This is a genomic window from Bradyrhizobium sp. USDA 4506, assembly GCF_054058795.1.
This window is the reverse complement of sequence record NZ_JBSSBM010000002.1, coordinates 5,603,437-5,624,787: the sequence shown is the minus strand read 5'-3', so window position 1 is coordinate 5,624,787 and position 21,351 is coordinate 5,603,437. Positions and strand designations below refer to the sequence as shown.

Genomic DNA, 21,351 nt, shown 5'->3' with positions numbered 1-21,351 from the left:
TGCCGATGGCAGATCGGTCATCAAGACGGCTGACGTCGTCGATCGCTCAGTGATCGTGAACGGCGATGACCATGGTGGCGGGATCGAAGCGGAATACGAGCAAATAAAGCTTGATGACGTAGCGCAACAGCATCAGCACGGCGCCGGTCAGGATGGCCGAGTAGTAGATCCACATCGGGAATTCGAGGCCCGTGATGCTGCGCTCGTCGAGGCTGCGGGCGACGTCGGCAACCTGGAAGCCGCAATAGGCCAGGCCACCACAAAACAAGATCGCGACACAGCAGTTGAATGCCTCGACCCATCTTTGCCCTTGCGGCGGCAACAGTCGCAGCACGACGTCGGGCCTGACATGCCCATCGGTCCGGACCAACTGGCTCGACGCCAGAAACACCGCCCAGACCGTCAGATAGACCACGACCTCCTCGCCATTGATGAAAGCGAAATTCTTGTTCACGTAGCGGCCGATGACCTGAGCGGTCCCGACCGTCAGTGCGGCGGCACCAAGAACTCCAATTAACAGGAGTTCAAGCCTGTTCCAGATCTTCATCATGGGGTGGCAATCAATGGCCGACGGTCGTTACATCCGCCTGCACCTGCTGCAGCAAGGCGGGCGAAATCCGCAACTCCTTCGCGATGCCGTCCTGCAAAGGCAGCATCTTGGCGCGGACCGCAGCGAGCGCGCTCTCGGACGGCGAAACGAACACGATGCCGTTCTTCTCCAGCGTGTGGCGTGCCTCGGTCTGAGCCTCTTCCATGCTCTTGCGGTAGGCCTGGATGTTCTCCTGCCAGAGATCGATGACCAGCTTCTGGAGATCCGGCGGCAGCTTCTTGTAGAAGCTCTCGCTGATCATCGGCACGTAGAACCCGACGAATTCGCGATCCGCAAATCCATATTTCACGCCGGATTCCCAGAGCTTTGCGCTGGCAAGGCTTTCATCGGTCGAGCTCAGCCCGTCGAACGTGCCTTGCGAGAGCGCCAGCGGAACGTCCGGCCAGGCTGTGACGTTCGGTGTTGCATTGAAGAACTTGGCTCGCGCCGATTGTCCGGCACCGCCGGAGTTGCGGATCTTCATGCCGGCCTGATCGGCGAAGTCGCGGATCGCCTTGTTGGTGCTGTAGGTGTTTTGATATCCGAGCTGCAGCCAGGGGCCGAGCAATTTGACATCAAGCTTGCTCTCGAATTGCTTGTTGATGATCTCGCCGATCTTGCCGTCGGCAGCAGCATAGACCACCGGATAGGGCTGCCCGAAAAATGCCGGCAGCTGGAAGACGTCTGCATCGGGGACGAAGCCGGTCAGCACCCAGGTGCCGGGGATCGCCATCTCGACGGCGCCCTGACGCAGCGCCTTCACCACGTCGCGGTCGCGAAACAACTGGCCGCTGTGGAACAGCTCGGTCGTGATCCGGCCGCCGGATTTTTCCTGCAGCTTCTTCAGGTAGTCGGCGGCAGACAATGTCCGTCCGTGTGTGGCCGACGTGTCCACCGAAGCCCGCAGCTTGAACTGAGTTTCGGCTGCTAGCGCTCCCTGGCTGCACTGAATCGCAAGCACGGCAAGCACGGCCGTCACGGCGCCCCGCATCATCGAGTTTCTCCCCTTGGCCGTCGTCTTCTGTCCGCGACGGGTCACGGAAGCTAACGGGCAGGCTAGGTTGATTCAAGTGGAACGTTTCATTGCATAGGTGTGTCAGTAGCGGTGCGTCGTTTGGAGTTCTGATGGATCGTTCGATCGACAGGGTAAATTGCTGTTATTATTCATATTTATTGCATGTCGAGAGCGGTGGCTCATCTCAAGCATAGCTGATCTGCCCTATTTTTCGTGAAACGTTTCATTGACAAGGCGACCTCCGCGCGCCTAGCGTCCCGGCGCCGAGCGATACGCGCGGCCCCGGAGCGGAACGCTTCGGGTTTCCACGCAACAAGTGGACGGCGCATGAGCCGCAACAAATTACGGGGGGAGTGATGAGCACTACGCGGAGAAATCTGCTGTTGTCCGGCATCGCCATCGGCGCTGCGCTGGCCAGTTCGAATGTTTCGGTGATGGCGGCGGGACAGGAATTGACGCTCGGCGTCGTCGGCGTTCTGTCGGGTCCCGCTGCGCAATGGGGCCTCGCGCTGCGCGGCGCGGTCGAGCTCGTCGCTGCCGAGGCCAACCGGGACGGCCTGATCAAGGTCGACGGGACGCCATGCAAGGTCAACGTCGTTGCCATCGACAGCAAGTACACGGCCGAAGGCGCCGCCGCTGCAGCCAACACGCTGGCAGGGCAGGGCGTTAAATTCATCATCGGTCCGATCGGCTCGCCCGAGCTCACCGGCGTGAAGCCGATCGCCAAGCGCAATTCGATGCTGGTGATGGGCAACGGCTACGCCAAGGATGCGCTATCGCCGCAGTTGCCGCTGGTCTTTCACATGGGGCCGGGTCCTTCGGGCTGGGCCGAGCCGATCATCAAGATCGCCAAGCAGAAGTTCGGCATGAAGAGCGTGGTGCTGGTCGCGCCGAACGACCAGGGTGGCACGGATATCGCGAGCGTCGACGCCGACGCATACAAGAGAACCGGCATCACCGCTTCCGAGGAATACTATCAGCGTGGCACCACCAATTTCGCGCCGATCGTGACCCGGATCATGAACGCGAAGCCCGACGCCGTCGATCTCGCTTCATCGCCCCCTGGCGACGCCGGCATCATCGTGAAGCAATTGCGTCAGGCTGGATTTGAGGGACCGATCGGACGTCTCGGCGGTCCGGGATACACCGAAATCTCCCGCGTCGCCGGTGGCGACGAGGTGCTGAAGGACTTCTATTGGTACGAGCCGGTTCTCATCGACGAGAAAGTGCAATTGATCGCCGACGAGTACAAGAAGTTGCTCGGCGCCGAGCGGCCGGAAAACAATCTGTTCTTTCAGTGGGTCTCCGCCGCCCGCATGGTAACCAAAGCCATCGCCAAGGCCGGTACCATCTCGGACACGGCCAAGGTTGCCGAGGCCCTGCGATCGTTGCCGGTTGAGGATCCCAATATCGGTCCCGGACACTGGATCGGGCAGGATTTCTTCGGCATCAACCAGGAACTGTCGTTCCCGTTCGGCGTCGGACTCGTGGAAAAAGGCAAGCTGCAACCGACCATCAGGGTCGAAGCGGCCGGCGGCAAGTAGCGGGTACTCCGTGCAAGGTTTTGTCGCCACCTGCCTCATCGGCATCAGCCTGGGTGCGCAGTACGCGCTGCTCGCCCTCGGCTTCACCCTGATCTTCGGCATTCTGGGAGTCGTCAATTTCGCGCATGGCGGCTTCTACGTTCTCGGAGGATATCTCGCTTATTCCGCGGTGACCTATCTTGGCGTGCCCTACGCGCTGGCGGTGATCTGCGCGGCGCTGGGCACCACGCTGCTCGGATTCTTGTTCGAACGCTTCGTACTGGATCGCGTGATCGACGATCATCTGGCGACGCTGATGCTGACGCTCGGCCTCTATTTGATGATGTCGAGCGGCATATTGGTGGTGTTCGGACCGCAATCTCCGGCCTTCGCCTTTCCATTGACCGGTGTCATTCACGGCCATGGCTTCTTTGTGCCGATCGAGAATCTCGTGGTGCTGGGCGTCTGCATCGTCGGGATCCTGTCGATCTACGGCCTGATCTATTACACCGATTTCGGCCGCGCGCTGCGAGCGCTGGCCGATGACCGCGCGGTGGCGACAGCGCAGGGACTGCGTCCTGCAATTCTGTTCCCGGCTGCCTTCGCCTTGGCGACGGGGCTCGCCGGCCTCACCGGCGCGCTGGTCACACCGATCCTGTCGCTCGCGCCGCATATCGGCGATCCTGTGCTGGCGACGTCCTTCCTGATCGTCATTCTCGGCGGTCTCGGTAGCGTCGGTGGTGCGACAGTCGCGGCTTTCATCGTCGGCATGGCGGAGGCGTTCTCTGCGGTCTATCTCGGTGGCTCGAAGGGCGCACTCGCGCTGTTCGTGCTCGTCCTGGTCATGCTGGTCGTCAAGCCATCGGGTCTGTTCGGTCACCGGGTTCGGGGAGCTTAAGCACATGACAGCCCGCACCCTTTCCAAGCGCGGCGACCTGGCCGAGGCAGCAAGCGTCGTGGTTATCGCGGCCGCCTTCGTAGTCCCCTGGCTCAGCCAGAACCCGATGGTCTATTCGCTGGCCAACCAGATGCTGATCGCGATTACGGCCGCGTTCAGCGTCTACATCATGCTGCGCATGAATCTGATGACCTTCGCGGTGCCGACCTTCATGGCGATCGGCGGTTACACCGTCGCGATCCTGGGGCTTCGTCACGGCGTGACCGATGTGCTGCTGCTGGGGCTTGCGAGCTTCGTGGTGCCGGCGCTGTTTGCGCTGCCGCTCGGCGCGCTGGTGCTCCGTCTGACCGGCGTCTATTTCGTGCTGGTCACGTTCGTCCTCACCGAGATCACGCAACTGTTGCTGTTTGAAACGCCGGGATGGACCGGCGGGTCCAATGGACTGGTCGGGATGCCGGCGGTGACGCTGTTCGGGCTGGAGCTCGCCGACAACCGCGCGGTGTTGCAGGTCACGATCGGGCTGGCGCTCGCCGGTGCTATCGTCACCGCTGCGGTGACCCGCACGCTGCGCCAGCATTTCGCGGCGATCGAGGAGAACGAACTGCTCGCCCAGAGTCTCGGCCTTGTCGTCTGGCACTACAAGGCGTTCGGCTTCGCCATCGCGGCGGGCGTATCCGGGCTCGCCGGCTTCGCCCTCGTCAACATGCTGCTCACCGCTCATCCGACCTCGTTCAGCGCGCTGTCATCGGTCAACTACATTGCCTATGCGATCATCGGTGGGAAGAGCAGCATGCTTGGCCCGGTTGTCGGTGGCGCTCTGCTGATCTGGGCGGGAGACGTCTTCGCATTGCGCGGGGAGTATTCCCAGTTCCTGTTCGGCTTCCTGATCGTGGTGGTGGTGCTGGTCGCGCGCGAGGGCGTCGTCGGGACGATCCATCGCCTCAGCGTCCGCATGCTTTCGCCATCGTCGCCGTCGCGGTCCTCCACCGTCGCCTCGTCGCCGACGCTGAGCGTGCCCAATGCGATGGAGCCCCTGCAATGACGACTGAACGCACCGGACGGACCGACGGCGGCGCGCTGCTCGAGGTCGCAGCCATCTCCAAGCGTTTCGGCGGGCTGCATGTCTTCGACAATGTCAGCTTCGCCATCCCGCCAGGCGACGTCCTTGGCGTCATCGGGCCGAACGGCGCCGGCAAGACCACGCTCATCAATGTCATTTGCGGCATGTTGCCGCCGACCACCGGCCGGGTGCGGCTCGACGGCAAGGATATGACCGGCAAGCCGCTGCATGCCGTCAGTCGCATGGGAATTATCCGCAGCTTCCAGCAGACCAACACCTTCCCCATGGCATCGGTCCGCGAGAATATTTCGCGGGCCCTTCGCTTCAGCGGCAGTGGGCCCGGATGGGACAGCGTCGCGCCGCTGATCGACGAGTTCGAGCTTGAACCGCAGCTCGACGAGCAGAGCGACAAGCTGCCGTACGGGCTCCAGAAGATGCTCGGTCTCATTCTGGCCTGCGCCGCCCGGCCGAAAGTCCTGCTGCTCGACGAGCCGGCGGCCGGCCTCGAGCGGCGGGAGCGCCTGCGGGTCGATGCTTTCGTGCGCCACGTGGGGACGGAGCTCGGTTGCGGGGTCCTGATCGTCGAGCATGACATGGATCTCGTGCGCCGCCTCTGTCCGAGAATACTGGTGCTCGATTCCGGCCGTGTCCTGGCCGAAGGCGCTCCGGCCGACGTCCTGGCACGCAAGGATGTCATCGACGCCTATCTCGGGACGGTGGACGAGGAGGTGGCCTGATGCTGGCGGTGAAAGACCTCGAAGTCCGTTATGGCGGCATCACGGCAATCAGCGGCGTCTCGATCGACGTCGCCGAGGGCGAGACGGTCCTGCTGATCGGCGCCAATGGCGCCGGCAAGTCGAGCCTGATCAACGCCATCATCGGTCTGGTCCAGGCCTCGCATGGCAGCGTGCGCTTCGCGGGCCGTGATCTCAGTGCCGTATCCTGCGATGGGCGCGCGCGGGCCGGAATTGGGTATTCGCCCGAAGGCCGCCGCGTATTCCCGACCATGTCGGTCGCCGACAACGTCCTGAGCGGCGCCTGCTGGCACGGCGGGGCGAGCCAGCGCCAAGCCTGGGCCTGGCTCTGTGGCATCTTTCCGATCCTGAAGGAGCGCGCCAGCCAGCCGGCCGGACAATTGTCGGGGGGACAACAGCAGATCGTCGCCTTGGCGCGCGCCATGAGTTCGTTTCCCAAGCTGCTGCTGCTGGATGAACCCTTCCTCGGGCTCGCGCCGGTGTGGATCGCGCAGATCAGCGAGGCGATCCGCCATATGCAACAGCGCGGCACGACCATTCTCATGACCGAGCAGATGGCGCGTCCGGCGCTCAAGCTTGCCACACGCGGCTACGTGATGCGCGGTGGCGAGGTCAGGCGGAGCGGCACCGTCGCCGAAATTCGCGACGTTGCGCTTGCCGAGGAGTATTTGTGATGTCCGCTACTTTGAACGCCACTGCGCTGCTCGGGACCTTCGCCGCAACGACGTCGGCGAGCGAACTGTCCCCGGATGTCGCCACGAAGGCAGCCATTTGCCTGCTGGACTCGCTGGGGCTCGCGCTCGCGGCGCGACACGAGCCGACGGCCGCGGCCGCGCGCGCGATGTCCGCGGAGGTGCTGCCTGGACCGCGCACCGCGCGCATCTGGGCGAGCGGCAAACATGCCGCGCTGTCCGAGGCGGTTCTCGCCAACGGCATTGCCGTTCACGCCCATTTTCAGGACGACACCGACCACGATTCATGGACGCACCCGGGATCCCTGATTGCGCCGGTCGCGGTGTCGCTTGGCGAAACGCTGGATGCGCCGCTGCGCACCGTATTGACCGCTCTCGCGGTCGGCTATTCCGCGCTCAAATGGCTTGGTGCGGGTGAAGTCGTTGCCCGCGGCCTGATCGGCCGGGGCGTGCGGACCAGCCCGACCTTCGGCACGATCGGCGCCGCGGCGGCGGCCGCCGCCGCACTTGGACTCGATCCACCGAGGTCCACCAGCGCGGTTGCAATCGCGGCCTGCACGACCGGCGGCACGCTGGAGCCGGTGCGCTGCGGCTCCGACGAATGGCGCGTACAGAACGGGCGGGCCGCCCAAGGTGGGCTGGTGGCCGCGGAGCTTGCGGCGCGCGGCGTCCAGGGGGCGCCCGATGCGCTGGAAGGACCGAAGGGATTGTTGCGCTCGCTTGCCGGCCTCGATCGCACGCCAGAACAATGGCAGCGAGGCCCCGATGTCGCGACGATGATCGGCATCATGGCAAAACCGTTCGCAACCCTGGGCGACAACATGTCGGCGGTGCTGGCGGCGCATATGCTTCACCGCGACGGCATCGATCTGTCGCAGGTGAAGCGGATCACCGTGACGATCTGGGAGCCCTATACGCAATATCCGGGAACGTCATTCAAGGGACCGTTCACGCGGACGGTGCAGACCCAGGCCAGCACCGCCTTTGCGGTCGCCGCCATGCTGCGCTACGGCCGCCTCGACTACGAGATGGGCGTCGAGCATCGCCAGGACCGGGAGATCATGACACTCGTCGAAAAGACGATCGTCGAGCCGGACGCGATCGGTACCCATCTCGACGCGACCGTCGAGTTGGAGATGGAAAATGGTGGGCGTCTTCGCCGGACCGCGCGCGAGGCGCCCAAGGTTCTGGTGTTCCAGGACGAAGCCCGCGCCATCGAGGTTTTTGATAGCCGCCTGGCCGGCACCGGAATTCCGGCCGGCGAAGGCGCCAGCCTTGCGGCCGAGGTTTTCGCCTCGGCACGTAGCGGCGGATCGATGCCTGTGCGCAGGCTGCTCGACCGCCTGACCCGATCTCAAAGGGATGCGATCAAATGAAACTTGGACTTGAAGGCAAGACTGCGATCGTCACCGGCGGCAGCAAGGGCATTGGTCTCGAGACCGTACGCCTGCTGGCGGAGGAGGGTGTCAAGGTTCTGGTCTGCGCGCGCCGCGAGGACGCGCTGGCCGAATGTCGTTCTGACGTCGAGCGGAGCACCGGCGTCAAGGTCGAAACGCTGTCGCTTGATGTGACCGATCTGAAGCAGATCGAGCGGCTGCCGGCGGTCGCCCGCGACCGTCTCGGCCGCATCGACATCCTGGTCAACAATGCCGGCACCGGCACCTACAAGCCGTTCCTCGAAGTCACCGACGAGGAATTGCAGTACGGCATGGCGATCAATTTCTTCGCTCAGTTCCGTATCTGTCAGCGCATCATCCCGATCATGATCGAGCAGAACGGCGGCAGCATCGTCAACGTGTCGGGCGAAACCGGGATCATGGTGACGATGCCGCCGTTCCTGTCGTCATGCACCGGTCCGGCCAAGTCGGCCGAAATCCGCTTCTCCAAGATTCTCGCCAACGAATTCGGGCCGCACAACATTCGCGTCAACTGCGTCGTTCCCGGTTTCGTCAATACTCCGGAACGTTTTGCAAAATGGGAGCGTGAGCTCGCCAAGCGCAATCTGGGCGAAGAGGAGGCGGAAGCCGAACGCAAGCGCTGGTCGGAAAATAACTCGATGCGCAACACGCGCTGGGGCGCGCCGGAGGAACTCGCCAATTTGATCGTCTTCGCGCTGTCCGACCGCGCGAGCTTCGTCAACGGCGCGGTGCTGGTTGCCGACAATGCGCAGGACAAGTCGTGAAAGCGACGCCGCTCGACATGATGAATCGATTGATGACAACAGGAACGGCGGCGGCCCTTGCGGCAGCCGGGAGGATTTGATGGACGTTGACAAGCCGCTCGCTGGTATCACCGTGATTGAACTCGGACACAGCGTGGCCGCCCCCTATGCCGGATTGATTCTGGCCGATCTCGGCGCCCGTGTGATCAAGGTCGAAAATCCCAAGAGCGGCGATTATGCGCGTGGCTGGGGGCCGCCGTTCTGGAACGGAACGGCAAGTGTGTTCCATAGTCTCAATCGCGGCAAGGAAGGCATCACCGTCGATTTCGGCGCAGCGGAGGACTGCGAGAGGCTGAAGTCGCTGATCCTGAACGAGGCCGATGCCGTCATCCAGAATCTGCGGCCTGGCATTCTGGACAAGTTTGGTCTCACCGCGGATGCGCTCAGCGCCGCGAAGCCATCGCTGATCTGGTGCGACATCGGCGCGTTCGGCGCCAAGGGGCCGCTCGCTAGCAAGCCCGGCTACGATCCGCTCGCCCAGGCCAGCACCGGCATCATGAGCGTCACCGGCGAGGGCGGCCGGCCGCCGGTGCGTGTCGGCGTCTCGCTGGTCGACATGGGCTCCGGCATGTGGGCAGTGATCGGCATGCTCGCCGCGTTGGTGGCGCGCAACAAGGGCGGTCAGGGCCGCAGCGTTGCGACCTCGCTTTACGAGACCGGGCTCGCGTGGATGACCGTTCCGCTGGCCGGCTATGCGGCGTCAGGTGAGGTGCGCAAGCCCTATGGATCGGGCACCGCGGAAATCGCGCCCTATCAGGCATTTGAGGCGTCCGACGGATGGCTGATGATTGCCGCCGGCAACGACAATCTGTTCCGCAAGCTGTGCGTGGCATTGAGTCTCGAGGCGCTTGCGCGCGATCCTGACTTCGCGACCAACGCGGCAAGGGTCGTCAACCGCGAACGACTGATCCCGCAAATCGCGGCCGCGGTGCGTAAGTATACGGCCGATGCGCTTGGCGGCATTCTCGACGGCGCCGGGGTTCCCAATGCACCGCTGCTGACCACCGATCAGGTTGCGGAGCATCCGCAAACCCGCGCCCTCGACATGATGGTGCGATGTGCTGGCGACGATATCGATCTTGTCGGCGTTCCGCTTGCCTTCGACGGTACGCGACCGCGCGCACGCACCGCTGCGCCGGCGCTCGGCCAGCACAATGCCATTCTTCGAAAGCCTGCGAGCAAGGGAGCCATCAATGCGAACTGATTTCCAGGCCATCAAGGTCGAACGGCGTGATGGCGATATCCTGCTGGTGACGTTGCACCGGCCGGAAGCGTCCAATGCGATGAACACCCAGATGGGCCTCGATCTGGTGGAATTGTTCGAGGGCTTCTCGACCGACATCGAAGGGTTGCGCGCGGTGATCCTGACTGGACACGGCGACAAGGCGTTCTGCGCCGGGGGCGATCTGAAGCAGCGCAACGGCATGACGGACGAGGCCTGGCAGGCACAGCATCTGGTCTTCGAGCGCATGCTGCGCGCTCTGCTGGGCTGTCCAATTCCCGTGATCGGCGCGATCAATGGTGCGGCTTATGGCGGCGGCTGTGAGATCGCGGCTGCGCTCGACTTCGTCTACGCCTCGACCAATGCACGCTTCGCGCTGACCGAAGTGACGCTCGGCATCATGCCAGGTGGCGGCGGCACGCAGAATCTGCCGCGCGCCGTCGGCGAGCGCCGCGCCAAGGAATTGATCCTGTCCGGCCAGCCGTTCTCGGCTGCCGAGGCCGAGCAGTGGGGGCTGGTCAATCGGGTGCTGCCGCCAGGGGAATTGCTGGAGGCGACCTTCGCCATCGCCCATCGCATCGCTGCCAATGGCCCGATCTCGGTGCGCCAGGCCAAGCAGGCGATCCATCGCGGTTTGCAGATGTCGCTCGCCGATGGCCTCGCCTTCGAGATCGAGGCCTACAACCGTCTGGTCCCGACCGCGGACCGGCGCGAGGGCGTGCTGGCGTTCAACGAGCGCCGCAAACCCAACTTTCAAGGCAAGTAGGAGGAGGCGCGAAATGCGTGAGAAAGCTCATGTTCGCGAGGTCGGACCCCGCGACGGCATTCAGATGGTCAAGACCATCTTGCCGAGCGCGCGCAAGCTGGCCTGGTGCCGTGGCGCGGTGGAGGCCGGAATCCGCGAGATCGAGGTGACCTCATTCGTGCCGGCCAAGGTGATCCCGCAATTTGCCGACGCGGAGGAGGTGGCCCGCGGCGCGCTGACAATGCCGGGCTTGCGGCCGTCGGTTCTGGTTCCGAATCTGAAGGGGGCCGAGCGCGCCTTCGCGCTCGGTGTGCCAATCGTCAACTATGTGCTGTCGGCGAGCGAGGAGCACAACCAGGCCAATGTTCGCCGCAGCACCGAGGAGTCGTTGCAGGATTTCGCGCGCATCGCCGCGGCGCGCGATAAGCGCGCCGGAGCACGAATCGGACTTGGTGCGGGCATCGCGACCGCGTTCGGCTGCACCATCTCGGGGGCGGTATCGGAGGCACGAGTGGTCGAGATCGCGGTGCGGCTCGCCGGGATGGGCGCCGACGAGATCATCGTCGCCGATACGGTCGGCTATGGCGATCCAGGTCAGGTCCGCCGCCTGATGGGCGCGGTGATCGCAGCGGTGCGTCCACTGCCGGTCGCCTGCCACTTCCACGACACGCGCGGTCTCGGTCTCGCCAATGTGACGGCGGCACTGGATGCGGGTGTACGCGCCTTCGACGCATCCCTCGCCGGACTCGGCGGCTGTCCGTTCGCACCCGGCGCCACCGGCAACATCGACACCGAGGATACCGTCTTCCTGCTCGAGCAACTTGGTTTCGATACCGGCGCCGATGTCGAGCGGCTGGTTGCCTTGCGACGCGAGGTCGAGAGCTGGCTGCCCGGCGAACGGTTCTCCGGCGCGATCGCCCGCGCCGGCCTGCCCAAAACGTTCCGCGTGTCGGCCAGCGCCGCCGCCTGAAAGGATATGACATGAACTATCACGACGCCGCCCAAACCGCCGACATGGAGGTCACCGTCACGTTGGGCGAGGATTTCTCCGACCTGCGCAACACGGTGCGGCAGATCTGCAAGGGCTTTCCGGGCGAATACTGGCGCAAGCTCGACGATCAAAGCGCCTATCCGACCGAATTCGTCGCGGCGTTGACGGAGGCGGGATTCCTCGGCGCGCTGATCCCGGAGGAATACGGCGGTTCGGGCCTGCCGCTGCGTGCGGCGGCAGTGATCCTCGAAGAGATCAATGCGAACGGCTGCAGCGCCAGTCCCGCGCATGCCCAGATGTACATCATGGGTACGTTGCTCCGTCACGGCAACGAGACCCAGAAGCGGACCTACCTGCCGGAAATCGCGGCGGGACGGCTGCGGCTGCAGGCCTTTGGCGTAACCGAGCCCAATACCGGCTCCGATACCACCCAGCTCAAGACCCGCGCCGAGCGTCAGGGGGACGTCTATGTCGTCAACGGCCAGAAGGTCTGGACGTCGCGGGCGCTGCACTCCGACCTGATGCTGCTGCTGGCGCGCACCAGTCCGGTCGATCAGGTGAAGCGGCGCACCGACGGACTTTCGGTGTTCCTCGTCGACTTGCGTGAGGCCAAGGGCAACGGCGTCGAAATCTGCCCGATCAAGGCGATGGTCAATCACAATACGACAGAGGTGTTCATCGAGAACCTGAAAGTGCCGGTCGCCAATCTCATCGGGGAGGAAGGCAAGGGCTTTCGCTACATCCTCGACGGCATGAACGCCGAACGAATCCTGGTTGCCTCCGAATGTGTGGGCGACGGACGCTGGCTTCTCGGCAAGGGCGTCGCCTATGCCAATGAGCGGCGCGTCTTCGGACGATCGATCGGCCAGAATCAGGGCATCCAGTTTCCACTGGCGCGCGCCTACGCCGAACTCGAAGCCGCCGACATGATGTGCCGCCGTGCCGCCGCGCTGTTCCAGGCCGGGCAGCCCTGCGGAGCAGACGCCAACATCGCCAAGCTGCTGGCGTCGGAGGCCACCTGGAAAGCGGCCGATACGACATTCCAGACCCATGGCGGCTTCGCCTTTGCGCAGGAATACGACGTCGAGCGCAAATGGCGTGAGGTCCGTCTTTACCAGACAGCCCCGATCTCGACCAACATGGTGCTGGCCTATGTGGCGCAGCACGTGCTCGGTCTTCCGCGTTCCTACTGAGGAGACGACCCATGCTGGATATCACGCGTCAGACGGCCAATTTTGTAGCCGGCCTCAAGCTGTCCGATCTGTCCGGCCGCTGCCGCGAGGCGGCGCGGATCGGCATCATCGACTGCGTCGGCGTCATGATCGCTGGTGCCGCCGAGCAGCCGGTGCGGATCGTGTCGGCGATGGTGGCCGCGTCCACCCAGAACGACGGCGCACCCGAGGTTCCGTCGGGCCGCAATCTCGCGGCGCCGGATGCTGCGCTCGTCAACGGTGTCGCAGCGCACGTGCTCGACTATGACGACGTGGCGCTCGCCGGACATCCGAGCACCGTGCTGGTGCCGGCCATCCTGGCCGAAGGCTGGTCGCTCGACTCCAGCGGTGCCGACGCGCTCGCCGCCTATGCCGCGGGCTACGAAGTCTGGGCGCAGGTCATTGCGCTGGAGCCCGGTCACCTCCATGAGCGCGGCTTTCATCCGACGGCCGTGATGGGCGCGCTCGCCACCGCGGCCGCCTGTGCGCGGCTGCGCAATCTCGACTCCACGAAGACCGCGCATGCCATCGCGATCGCCGCCTCGCTCGCCTCCGGACTGGTCGCCAATTTCGGCACCATGACCAAATCGCTGCATGCCGGCCGCACCGCCCAATCCGGCGTGCTTGCCGCGCGCCTCGCCGATCAGGGATTTACCGCATCGCTGGATGTGCTCGAACACCAAACCGGCTTCCTGCGCGCCCATTCGCCATCGGGCACGCCGGATATCGAAAACGGCACGATCGATATCGGCCGCAACTGGCGGCTTGCCGATCTCGGCATCAATGTGAAGCGCTATCCGACCTGCTATGCGACCCATCGTTCGATCGACGCGATGATTGGCCTGGTGAATGCGCACAAGCTCAAGCCCGACGACGTGAAGGAAATTCGGGTCCACACCGGCGTCACCCAAAGGCTGATGTTGCGCAACACCAATCCGCAGACCGGTCTCGAGGCCAAGTTCAGCATGGAATTCGCGATGACCGCCGCGCTGATCGCCGGCCGCGTCGGGCTGTCCGAGCTCACCGATGAGTTCGTCTCGCGGCCGGATGTCGGCGCTACCTTCGCCAAGGTCCGCTGCACGACGACGGACGAGATCATGCCGGGCGACCAGCCGTTCGCGCCGGCCGACCGCGTCAGCGTCGTGTTGACGTCGGGCGAAGTGCTTGAGCACGCGCCGGTGGTTCATGCCAAGGGCAGCTGGCAGCGCCCGCTCTCGCGCGATGAACTGCAGGATAAGTTCATGGAATGCGCGACCCGGGTGTTCAAGCAAGGCCAGGCCGCAGCGCTGTTCGAGCAGCTCTGGAATATCGAGGACCTCGGGTCGATCCGCTCGCTTCGCCTGACCAACGACCGGGGCGACGCATGAGCGCGGCAATGCCTGGGAAGGGATCGACGCCGCGCATCTGGCACCAGTCGGTCAACGAGCTCGATCATCTCGAAGTCTACAAGCGCGCGCTCGAGGCCCATGCGGCGGAAATCCTTGGCGACGACGCCGAGGTCGTCGTCCACGGGCTTCCGTCCGGATCATACGCCGGCGCTTCGGCCACTGCGGTGCTCGGCAATGCATTCGCCTATCACCGCATTCTCAGCCGGGTGATCGACAATGCGATCACCGCCGAGCGGCAGGGTTATGATGCCTTCGTGATCGGTTCGTTCAGCGAGCCGTTTCTGCGCGAGATCCGCTCCGCGGTGGATATTCCCGTCGCCTCGCTGACCGAGAGTGGTCTTCTGGTCGGCTGCTCGCTCGGCAGCTATGTGGCGTTGATCTCCAATGCGCCGGCGGTGCAGTGGATGACGAAGGTTGCGGTCGATAAGCACAAGCTCGCCGCCCGTGTGCTGGAGGTTGCGGCGATGGATCCGCCGCTCGACGAGCCGCAACTGGCGCGCGCTTACGTCGATCCGGCTCCGGTCATCGCAAATTTCACCGCCGCGGCCGAGCGCCTGGTGGCGCGCGGCGCTGACGTCATCATTCCGGCGGAAGGTGTGCTGGCGGAACTCCTGGTTCGTCACGGCGTCCACCGCATCGCCGGTGCTCCCGTGATGGACGTGTTTGCCGTCACCTGGGCCTACGCGCTGATGCAGATCAGGCTCTGGTCGAAGGCACAACTTGGCGTGGGCCGGAGCTGGCACCACAGGCGCGACGATCCAGCGATCGTTGCAAGATTTTGGCAAGGGGACGCACAATGAGCACTTCACCCTCAACGCAAGTCGCAGGAGTCTATCACCGCAGGCTTGGCGACGCGCTGGTCACCGGCCTCAGCGACGGTTACGTCGACATGGGATACACGATCTTTCGCAATATCCCCGAGGAGGAAACCAAGGCCATCCTGGCGCGCGATCATCGCACCTCGCCGCCGCGCATCTCGGTCAACGCCTTTGCCGTGCGCATGGACAACCGGACCTACCTGATCGACTGCGGATCGGCGGATCTGATGGGGCCGACCTGCGGCCGTCTGCCGGCAAATCTCGCTGCCGCCGGCATCGATCCGGCCTCGGTCGACGCGGTGCTGCTGACTCACGTCCATCCCGACCATTCCAACGGGCTGACAGATGCCGCAACCGGAACGCGGCTGTTTCCCAACGCGGAAGTCATCGTCCATGAGAACGAGATCAATCACTGGTTCAACGACGAGGCGATGGCCAAGGCGGCCGAGCGGCCCCGGCGCCGCTATTTCGAGGCCGGCCGCACCCAGCTGAAGCCCTATATGGCTGCCGATCGCGTCAAGACTTTCCGGAAGGGCGAGGTGCTCCCGGGCGTCACGGCGATCCCGATCCACGGTCATACCCCCGGCCACGCCGCCTATGTCGTATCGCGCGGCGGCGAATCAATGGTGGTTTGGGGGGACACGGTCCATGTGCCGGAGATCCAGGTTGCACGTCCGGAAGTGACGATGGAATTCGACACCGACCCCGAGGCCGCCGCAGCCGCTCGTCAGATGATGTTCGACATGGTGGTCACAGACGACATGCTGGTCGGCGGCATGCATCTGCATTTCCCCGGGTTCGGACATATGCGGCGCGAGGCAGGGCGATACAGCCTGGTGGCGGAGCAGTGGGCGTTCGAAGTATGAGCCGCAGTATCGTCGAAGCCGACGCCATCTGATCGTTTCCGGAACAAGGACGGGAGGCCAGGCCGTTTGGATCACGTTGGAGAAATGCACAAATCATTTGCCTTCGGCCGGCGGATAGCACCTGCGGCCGAATTGGCTTCCGCGTATTGTGCAGGGGATTGAGGTCTCAGCCCCGGTGATGGTGATGGCAGAACAGCAAACGGCAGGTCGCGGAAGCAAATTGACGATCCGCGACGTGGCGACCGCAGCGGGCGTATCGACCGGCACGGTGTCGCGGGTGCTCAATGCCAATGCCACCGTCCATCCCGACATCCGCCGGAAGGTCCAGCGCGCAATCGATGATCTGGGCTATACGCCGAATGCGGTGGCGCAGAGCATGCGCATCCGGTCGACCCACACGATCGGCTGCATCTTGCGTGAGATCAACATTCCGCAACTCGCTGGCTTCGTCAAAGCCGCGCACGACGTGCTGGACGAGGTCGGCTTCTCGCTGCTCATCTCCAACTCGGAAGGCCGCAAGGAGCGTGAGCGAGAGCTGCTCAGCCGGCTGTCGCGGCGGCAGGCCGACGGCGTAATGATGGGGCCATACACGCCGGTCGCCGGTGAGTTCGAGGCCTTCCTGCGCGATCTCGATATTCCGATCGTGCTGATCGATCGTGATCAGCCGGATTGGACTGATGCCGTTATGGCCGATCACGCCGAAGGGATGCGTGTCGCGGTCAGTCATCTGCTGGATCTCGGTCACCGGCGCGTGGCGCTGATCACCGGCGACGCCGGGCTCTATCCGGCGCGCGAACGCGTTCGCGGCTATCAGGAGGCTTTTGCCGCGCGAAATCTCGAGCCTGATCCTTCGCTCATTCACGCCGGGAGCTTCCTGCCCGGCGCGGGATTTCGTATCACCTCGGCATTGCTCGGCCAGCGCAACCCTCCGACCGCGATCATTTCCGGCGGCATCGACATGTTGTCGGGCGTGCTGCGCGCGGTGCGCGGGCGAGGCCTGCGGATACCGGAGGACGTGTCGCTGATCGCGTCAGGCCATTCCGAGCTCGCCGAGCTCGTCTCGCCGGCAGTCGCCATCATCGGCTGGGATCAGGCGGAGGTCGGCCGGATTGCGGCCGGCATGCTGCTCGATCGCATCCGAAACGACGGTCCGCACGAGCCGAGGCGCGTGCTCGTGCCCAACGAGTTCATTCCGCGCGCGTCGCTGGGGCCCCCAAGACGTACCTGAAGACTTGCCGTCCATGGCACGACCGGACGGCCATAGCATGCAAGGAGACAGTTCCATGAGTGGTGAGATGATCAACGGCAAGGATGACGAGCGGCCGATGCTGTTCCAGCCACTCACGATTCGAGGCCTTACGCTGAAGAACCGCCTCGTCGTGCCACCGATGGTCCATTACAGCTGCGAACCGGGAAATACCTGCGGAGCGTTTCATCTCGTGCATCTTGGTCGCTATGCGCTGGGCGGCTTCGGGCTCGTCTTCGTCGAAGTGACGGCGGTGGAGGAAGTCGGACTCACCAACGAAAACGACCTCGGCATCTGGAATGACGAGCAGGCCGAGAGCTTCAAGCCGCTGGTCGCCTTCATGAAGCGTCAGGGGACGGCGATCGGCATTCAGATCGGCCATGGCGGCCGCAAGTCGTCGGCACAGTCCGCCATGCAAGGCATGGGGCCGCTGACCGAGGAGAATCTGAAAGCCGGCGCCAGGATCTGGCAGCCGGTGGGCCCGACCGCCGAGCCGGTCGCCAAGGGCTGGCTGGCGCCACGGCAATTGACCACCGCCGAGTGCAAGGCCATGGTCGGCACCTGGGCAGCCGCTGCAAGGCGGGCGGTTGCCGCTGGGTTCGACACCATCGAGATTCACACCGCGCACGGCTATCTGCTGGCCTCGTTCCTGTCGCCGGTCTCCAACACACGCAATGACGAGTATGGCGGCGACCGCGCCGGGCGCATGCGTCTGCCGCTCGAGATCGTCGAGGCGGTGCGCCGCGAAATGCCGGTTGACATGCCGCTGTTCGTGCGCGTCTCGTCCGTCGACGGCACCGTCGAGGGCTGGAACATGGATGATACGGTCGCCTTCGCGCGCGAGCTGAAGGCGCGCGGCGTCGACGTCGTCGACTGTTCCTCCGGCGGAATCTCCGGCGCGGCTACGGCAGCGCAAGTGCCGCGCAGCCTCGGCTTCCAGGTTCCTTTCGCCGAGCGCGTGCGCAAGGAGGCGGATGTCACCACCATGGCCGTCGGCATCATTCTCGAGGCGCAGCAGGCCGAGGCCATCCTTCAGAAAGGCCAAGCCGACCTCATTGCCGTCGGGCGGCAATCGCAGTTCAATCCCAACATCGCCCACCACTGGGCGCACGATCTCGGCATCAACAGCCGTTTCGAAGATTGGTCGCCCGAGTTCGGCTGGTGGCTCGAGAAGCGGATCAAGACTCTCCACGGCTTTGCCACGCCGACGGGCGTCGTTACGCGTCACTCCTGACCGGCGTCACACACATCGCTCGCAGCCGGTGAACGGAACGCCGTCCACGGCATCGCTGCTATCTTTGAGGATCCGCGGTGCCGCGCGACGGGTATCGCAGCGCGGGTCCAGCAGCGCGTTTCAGGTTCGCTGCTGAACCTGCGCCGAGTAGATATCGGCGAAGCGGTCGCACGACAGGTTCTTCTGCACCCTCCCCATCGTGTTGCGTGGAAGTAACTCGACAAGGACAATCGAACCGGCTTCTTCGCTTTCAGCCGGATTCCGACAAGCGGCGGAATCATTTCGTGGAAGATCCGGGTTTTTACGGACTGAGCGTTAACGCTGCCGCACGAGCACAAAGGTGGGGGTCTTGTCAGGAAGCGATTTGGCCATTTTAATCGAGAGATTGCAGTACGTTATTCTTATTGTAGAGCGCATTTCCGATGAAAGCCATCGAGCAGATTGTTGCCGGCTACGTTTCGTTGAAGGATCGCCAAGCCCTGGAAAAGCTGAGGCACCATCGTCAGCAATTGCTGGATGATGTTCAGATGCACACCATCCCAGGGTTCAAGCCGTCGATCGTGAGCGATATCCTCCGCGAGGAGATCGAGGTCATCGAAGGCGCGCTAGCGCGCGTAGATGAGGATCGATCATTGTCATGAGCAAAAACTTCGACGAGATCGAGACACTGAAACCAATGGCCTGCAGTGCCATCACCGATCCCAGTCTGAGGATGATATACGAAGCTATCCGCGGCGCGCTCGAGGCCGACGATGAATTCGAGGCAAGCGGCAAAGATCCCAAATTCCGAGTCCGGTCAACGGCCGAATGGAAGCGGCATGCCCGCGATCTTGAGGCGGAGATGTTGAAGCGAGGGCTCGAGTTCGACGTTATCGATTGGACGAATGGTCAGAGTGAGCGGCGAGAAAGCCGGTGAAGGCACCCGCTGTTCATGCGTAAACGCCGTTGCGATGGCACCAACGGACAAACGTGTAGATGGACCAGACCCGCGACCAGTACATGCCGGGCGCTCCGTCGAGAAAGGCTCGCCATAGTCGCTCAACCGCGTCGGGATTCAGGCCGGTGGGTGCGATCGCCTGCGGATCGCGCATGGTTCGATCCATGGCGTCCTTCAATCCGCGGCGAATCCACCGGTCAAAGGGCATGACGAAGCCGGTCTTTGGGCGCTCGAAGAGCGCAGGATCGAGACCGCGCAATCCGATCCGCCGAAGCATTTCTTTGCGCCCCAAGGGCTGATATCGCGCTTCGTCCGACAGGGCGTCGACGCTTCCAAACAATACGTGGTCGACCAGCGGAACGCGCTGCTCGAGCGAGCTGGCCATGCTTGCTGCATCATTGTCGCGCAGGAGGCGTTCACCCAAAAAGAGACGTTGTTCCATCACGCTAATAGCGGAAACAGGGGTACGGCCGGCCGTTTCGGCCGTCAGCCGCCGGCGCATCGCGTCGGGAAGGCCTTCCATGAGCGCGCCCGCGAAATCCGGTGCAAGCAATTCACCCTGAAATCCAGGCAGGAAGAGCGCGTAGGCCATCTGGTATAACGCCAGCAGATCCTCGCTACGATCGACCATATCCGGAAGCTTCGCCCAGCGCGTTTGAGGCGGCACGGGATGCGAGGATCGTCGCAGGGGCCAAGTCAACAAAGCTGCAGCCCTGGCTTGCCATTTTCTGGGAAATGCGCGGCCCCGATGACACCACTGCTGCAAGATCGGAAGATCGCGGTACGTCGGATACCCGCCGAACAGCTCGTCACCCCCGGTTCCTGACAGCGCGACGGTAAAGCCTGCTTCGCGAATAGCCCGGGAGATGAAATAGGCGTTCAGTCCATCGAAGGTTGGCTGGTCGAGACTATCGAGGGCGTCGTCCAGACTGTCGACGAACCGCTGCTCGGACAACACCACCTCATGATGCTGAGTGCCGATTGCCGCAGCGGTCTGCCTTGCGAACGGCGCTTCGTTGAACTGCTGGTCCTCGAACGCGAGCGTGAAAGTATGAACCGGGGCGTCAGCGGTCCGTTGCGCGAGATTTGCCATCGCGGAGGAATCGATGCCGCCCGACAGGAAAACGGCGAGCGGCACATCGCTGGCGAGGTGAAGCCTCATCCCTGCGTCGAGGATCGAGGCAAGCGTCGCTTCGTCCATTGTCGGTTTTGGCGACTCTCCGGGAATGCGCCAGAAATCGCGCTCGCTTATTCTACGGCCTGTCCCGTCAAACTCGGCGTAGTGACCCGGCGCAAGAAGTTCAACGCCCTGAACGGCGGTGCAGGGGCCGACAACAAACCCGTTCCATACGTTGCTCGCAACCGCCTGCGGATCAAGACGCGGCGTTCCGAGCAAGCCTGAGGCCAGCAATGCACGCAATTCGGATGCAAATATCAGCGACCACGTCGTGTTCGGATTGCTGGACTGCGCGATATACAGCGGCTTGATGCCGAGCTGGTCGCGTGCAAGCAGAAGTCGTCGCTGTTGCGGATCCCAGCTTGCGAATGCGAACATGCCGCGCAGCCATCCAACTGCCTCCAGGCCATGCAGGCCGAGTGCCCGCAGCATGACGGCGGTGTCGCCGCTGGACCGAAAAGACTGCCCTTCGCTCTCGAGGCGTTTGCGCAGGGCGACATAGTTGTAGATTTCGCCGTTGAACGAAATCACGTGCCCGGTTGTATCGTCCACCATCGGTTGGGCGCCGGCGGACGACAGATCGAGGATCGAGAGGCGGCGGTGATCGAGCATGACACCCCAGCCGCGGGCATCCGGCGTCGAAGCCCACGAGCCATGGCCGTCCGGCCCGCGATGGATCATGGCCTTGCTCATCCGAGCGAGCGCGGCCCGGTTGTTTTCGTCAAGCCGGCCGATGATACCCGAGATACCGCACATTCAATCG

At 63.8% G+C, this 21,351-nt stretch carries 21 protein-coding genes; 18 read left to right on the top strand and 3 right to left on the bottom strand.

Translation table 11 applies throughout. The features are described from left to right. Nucleotides 1–46: 46 nt before the first annotated feature. Together ACVIHF_RS28730 and dctP are read right to left on the bottom strand one after the other, a co-directional pair. Entirely contained in the window at nt 47–550 is a 504-nt protein-coding gene (locus ACVIHF_RS28730; RefSeq protein WP_057017373.1) for a TRAP transporter small permease, read from the bottom strand. A 10-nt stretch (nt 551–560) separates the two neighbouring features. Then, a complete protein-coding gene (gene dctP / locus ACVIHF_RS28725) occupies nt 561–1,583 on the bottom strand; it encodes a TRAP transporter substrate-binding protein DctP (RefSeq protein ID WP_456792914.1) in 1,023 nt (340 codons plus the stop codon). A 377-nt stretch (nt 1,584–1,960) separates the two neighbouring features. Between dctP and ACVIHF_RS28720 the strand changes: the two genes are divergently transcribed. The 18 genes from ACVIHF_RS28720 to ACVIHF_RS28635 all read left to right on the top strand — a co-directional run bounded on the left by ACVIHF_RS28720 (nt 1,961) and on the right by ACVIHF_RS28635 (nt 19,390). Next, nucleotides 1,961–3,148, top strand: coding sequence for an ABC transporter substrate-binding protein (locus ACVIHF_RS28720; protein ID WP_225158779.1), 1,188 nt, complete (start codon nt 1,961–1,963; stop codon nt 3,146–3,148). Nucleotides 3,149–3,158: 10 nt separating this feature from the next. Next, nucleotides 3,159–4,025: a branched-chain amino acid ABC transporter permease gene (locus tag ACVIHF_RS28715; protein WP_310881534.1), complete on the top strand. Its 867-nt coding sequence runs from the start codon at nt 3,159–3,161 to the stop codon at nt 4,023–4,025. A gap of 4 nt (nt 4,026–4,029) precedes the next feature. Then, nucleotides 4,030–5,067 carry a branched-chain amino acid ABC transporter permease gene (locus tag ACVIHF_RS28710; protein ID WP_253606945.1) on the top strand — a complete coding sequence of 346 codons (1,038 nt, stop codon included), beginning with the start codon at nt 4,030–4,032 and terminating at the stop codon, nt 5,065–5,067. After that, nucleotides 5,064–5,822: an ABC transporter ATP-binding protein gene (locus ACVIHF_RS28705; RefSeq protein WP_456792913.1), complete on the top strand. Its 759-nt coding sequence runs from the start codon at nt 5,064–5,066 to the stop codon at nt 5,820–5,822. The genes ACVIHF_RS28710 and ACVIHF_RS28705 overlap by 4 nt, the downstream gene beginning before the upstream one ends. After that, nucleotides 5,822–6,514, top strand: a complete 693-nt coding sequence (locus tag ACVIHF_RS28700; RefSeq protein WP_050387518.1) for an ABC transporter ATP-binding protein — start codon at nt 5,822–5,824, stop codon at nt 6,512–6,514. The genes ACVIHF_RS28705 and ACVIHF_RS28700 overlap by 1 nt, the downstream gene beginning before the upstream one ends. After that, nucleotides 6,514–7,908, top strand: a complete 1,395-nt coding sequence (locus ACVIHF_RS28695) for an MmgE/PrpD family protein (protein WP_456792912.1) — start codon at nt 6,514–6,516, stop codon at nt 7,906–7,908. The genes ACVIHF_RS28700 and ACVIHF_RS28695 overlap by 1 nt, the downstream gene beginning before the upstream one ends. Continuing rightward, on the top strand, nt 7,905–8,714 hold the full coding sequence (locus tag ACVIHF_RS28690; protein WP_456792911.1) for an SDR family NAD(P)-dependent oxidoreductase: 810 nt from the start codon (nt 7,905–7,907) through the stop codon (nt 8,712–8,714). The genes ACVIHF_RS28695 and ACVIHF_RS28690 overlap by 4 nt, the downstream gene beginning before the upstream one ends. A 79-nt stretch (nt 8,715–8,793) precedes the next feature. Next, complete coding sequence (locus ACVIHF_RS28685; RefSeq protein WP_456779130.1) at nt 8,794–9,957, top strand: CaiB/BaiF CoA transferase family protein; 1,164 nt, start codon at nt 8,794–8,796, stop codon at nt 9,955–9,957. Beyond that, on the top strand, nt 9,947–10,741 hold the full coding sequence (locus ACVIHF_RS28680) for an enoyl-CoA hydratase/isomerase family protein (RefSeq protein ID WP_253606950.1): 795 nt from the start codon (nt 9,947–9,949) through the stop codon (nt 10,739–10,741). Before ACVIHF_RS28685 ends, ACVIHF_RS28680 begins: the two co-directional genes overlap by 11 nt. A 13-nt stretch (nt 10,742–10,754) precedes the next feature. Then, the gene (locus ACVIHF_RS28675; protein ID WP_253606951.1) at nt 10,755–11,690 is read left to right on the top strand and encodes a hydroxymethylglutaryl-CoA lyase; all 936 of its coding nucleotides are present in this window, start codon (nt 10,755–10,757) and stop codon (nt 11,688–11,690) included. 11 nt (nt 11,691–11,701) lie between these two features. Continuing rightward, nucleotides 11,702–12,904 carry an acyl-CoA dehydrogenase family protein gene (locus tag ACVIHF_RS28670; RefSeq protein ID WP_375167053.1) on the top strand — a complete coding sequence of 401 codons (1,203 nt, stop codon included), beginning with the start codon at nt 11,702–11,704 and terminating at the stop codon, nt 12,902–12,904. 11 nt (nt 12,905–12,915) lie between these two features. Then, a complete protein-coding gene (locus tag ACVIHF_RS28665; RefSeq protein WP_253606952.1) occupies nt 12,916–14,289 on the top strand; it encodes an MmgE/PrpD family protein in 1,374 nt (457 codons plus the stop codon). 8 nt (nt 14,290–14,297) lie between these two features. Beyond that, nucleotides 14,298–15,110 (top strand): aspartate/glutamate racemase family protein, encoded by an 813-nt coding sequence (locus ACVIHF_RS28660; protein WP_225158767.1) that lies wholly within the window; start codon nt 14,298–14,300, stop codon nt 15,108–15,110. Next, a complete protein-coding gene (locus ACVIHF_RS28655; protein WP_225158766.1) occupies nt 15,107–15,994 on the top strand; it encodes an MBL fold metallo-hydrolase in 888 nt (295 codons plus the stop codon). The genes ACVIHF_RS28660 and ACVIHF_RS28655 overlap by 4 nt, the downstream gene beginning before the upstream one ends. Nucleotides 15,995–16,214: 220 nt before the next feature. After that, nucleotides 16,215–17,222, top strand: a complete 1,008-nt coding sequence (locus ACVIHF_RS28650; RefSeq protein WP_456792910.1) for a LacI family DNA-binding transcriptional regulator — start codon at nt 16,215–16,217, stop codon at nt 17,220–17,222. Nucleotides 17,223–17,277: 55 nt separating this feature from the next. Next, nucleotides 17,278–18,474, top strand: a complete 1,197-nt coding sequence (locus ACVIHF_RS28645; RefSeq protein WP_253606954.1) for an NADH:flavin oxidoreductase/NADH oxidase — start codon at nt 17,278–17,280, stop codon at nt 18,472–18,474. Between the two features lie 422 nt (nt 18,475–18,896). Beyond that, a complete protein-coding gene (locus ACVIHF_RS28640; protein ID WP_253606955.1) occupies nt 18,897–19,115 on the top strand; it encodes a hypothetical protein in 219 nt (72 codons plus the stop codon). Next, nucleotides 19,112–19,390: a hypothetical protein gene (locus tag ACVIHF_RS28635; RefSeq protein WP_253606956.1), complete on the top strand. Its 279-nt coding sequence runs from the start codon at nt 19,112–19,114 to the stop codon at nt 19,388–19,390. Before ACVIHF_RS28640 ends, ACVIHF_RS28635 begins: the two co-directional genes overlap by 4 nt. A 13-nt stretch (nt 19,391–19,403) precedes the next feature. On the opposite strand, the gene asnB is transcribed toward ACVIHF_RS28635, so the two are convergent. Next, nucleotides 19,404–21,344, bottom strand: a complete 1,941-nt coding sequence (gene asnB, locus ACVIHF_RS28630; protein ID WP_456792909.1) for an asparagine synthase (glutamine-hydrolyzing) — start codon at nt 21,342–21,344, stop codon at nt 19,404–19,406. Between the last annotated feature and the right edge of the window lie 7 nt (nt 21,345–21,351).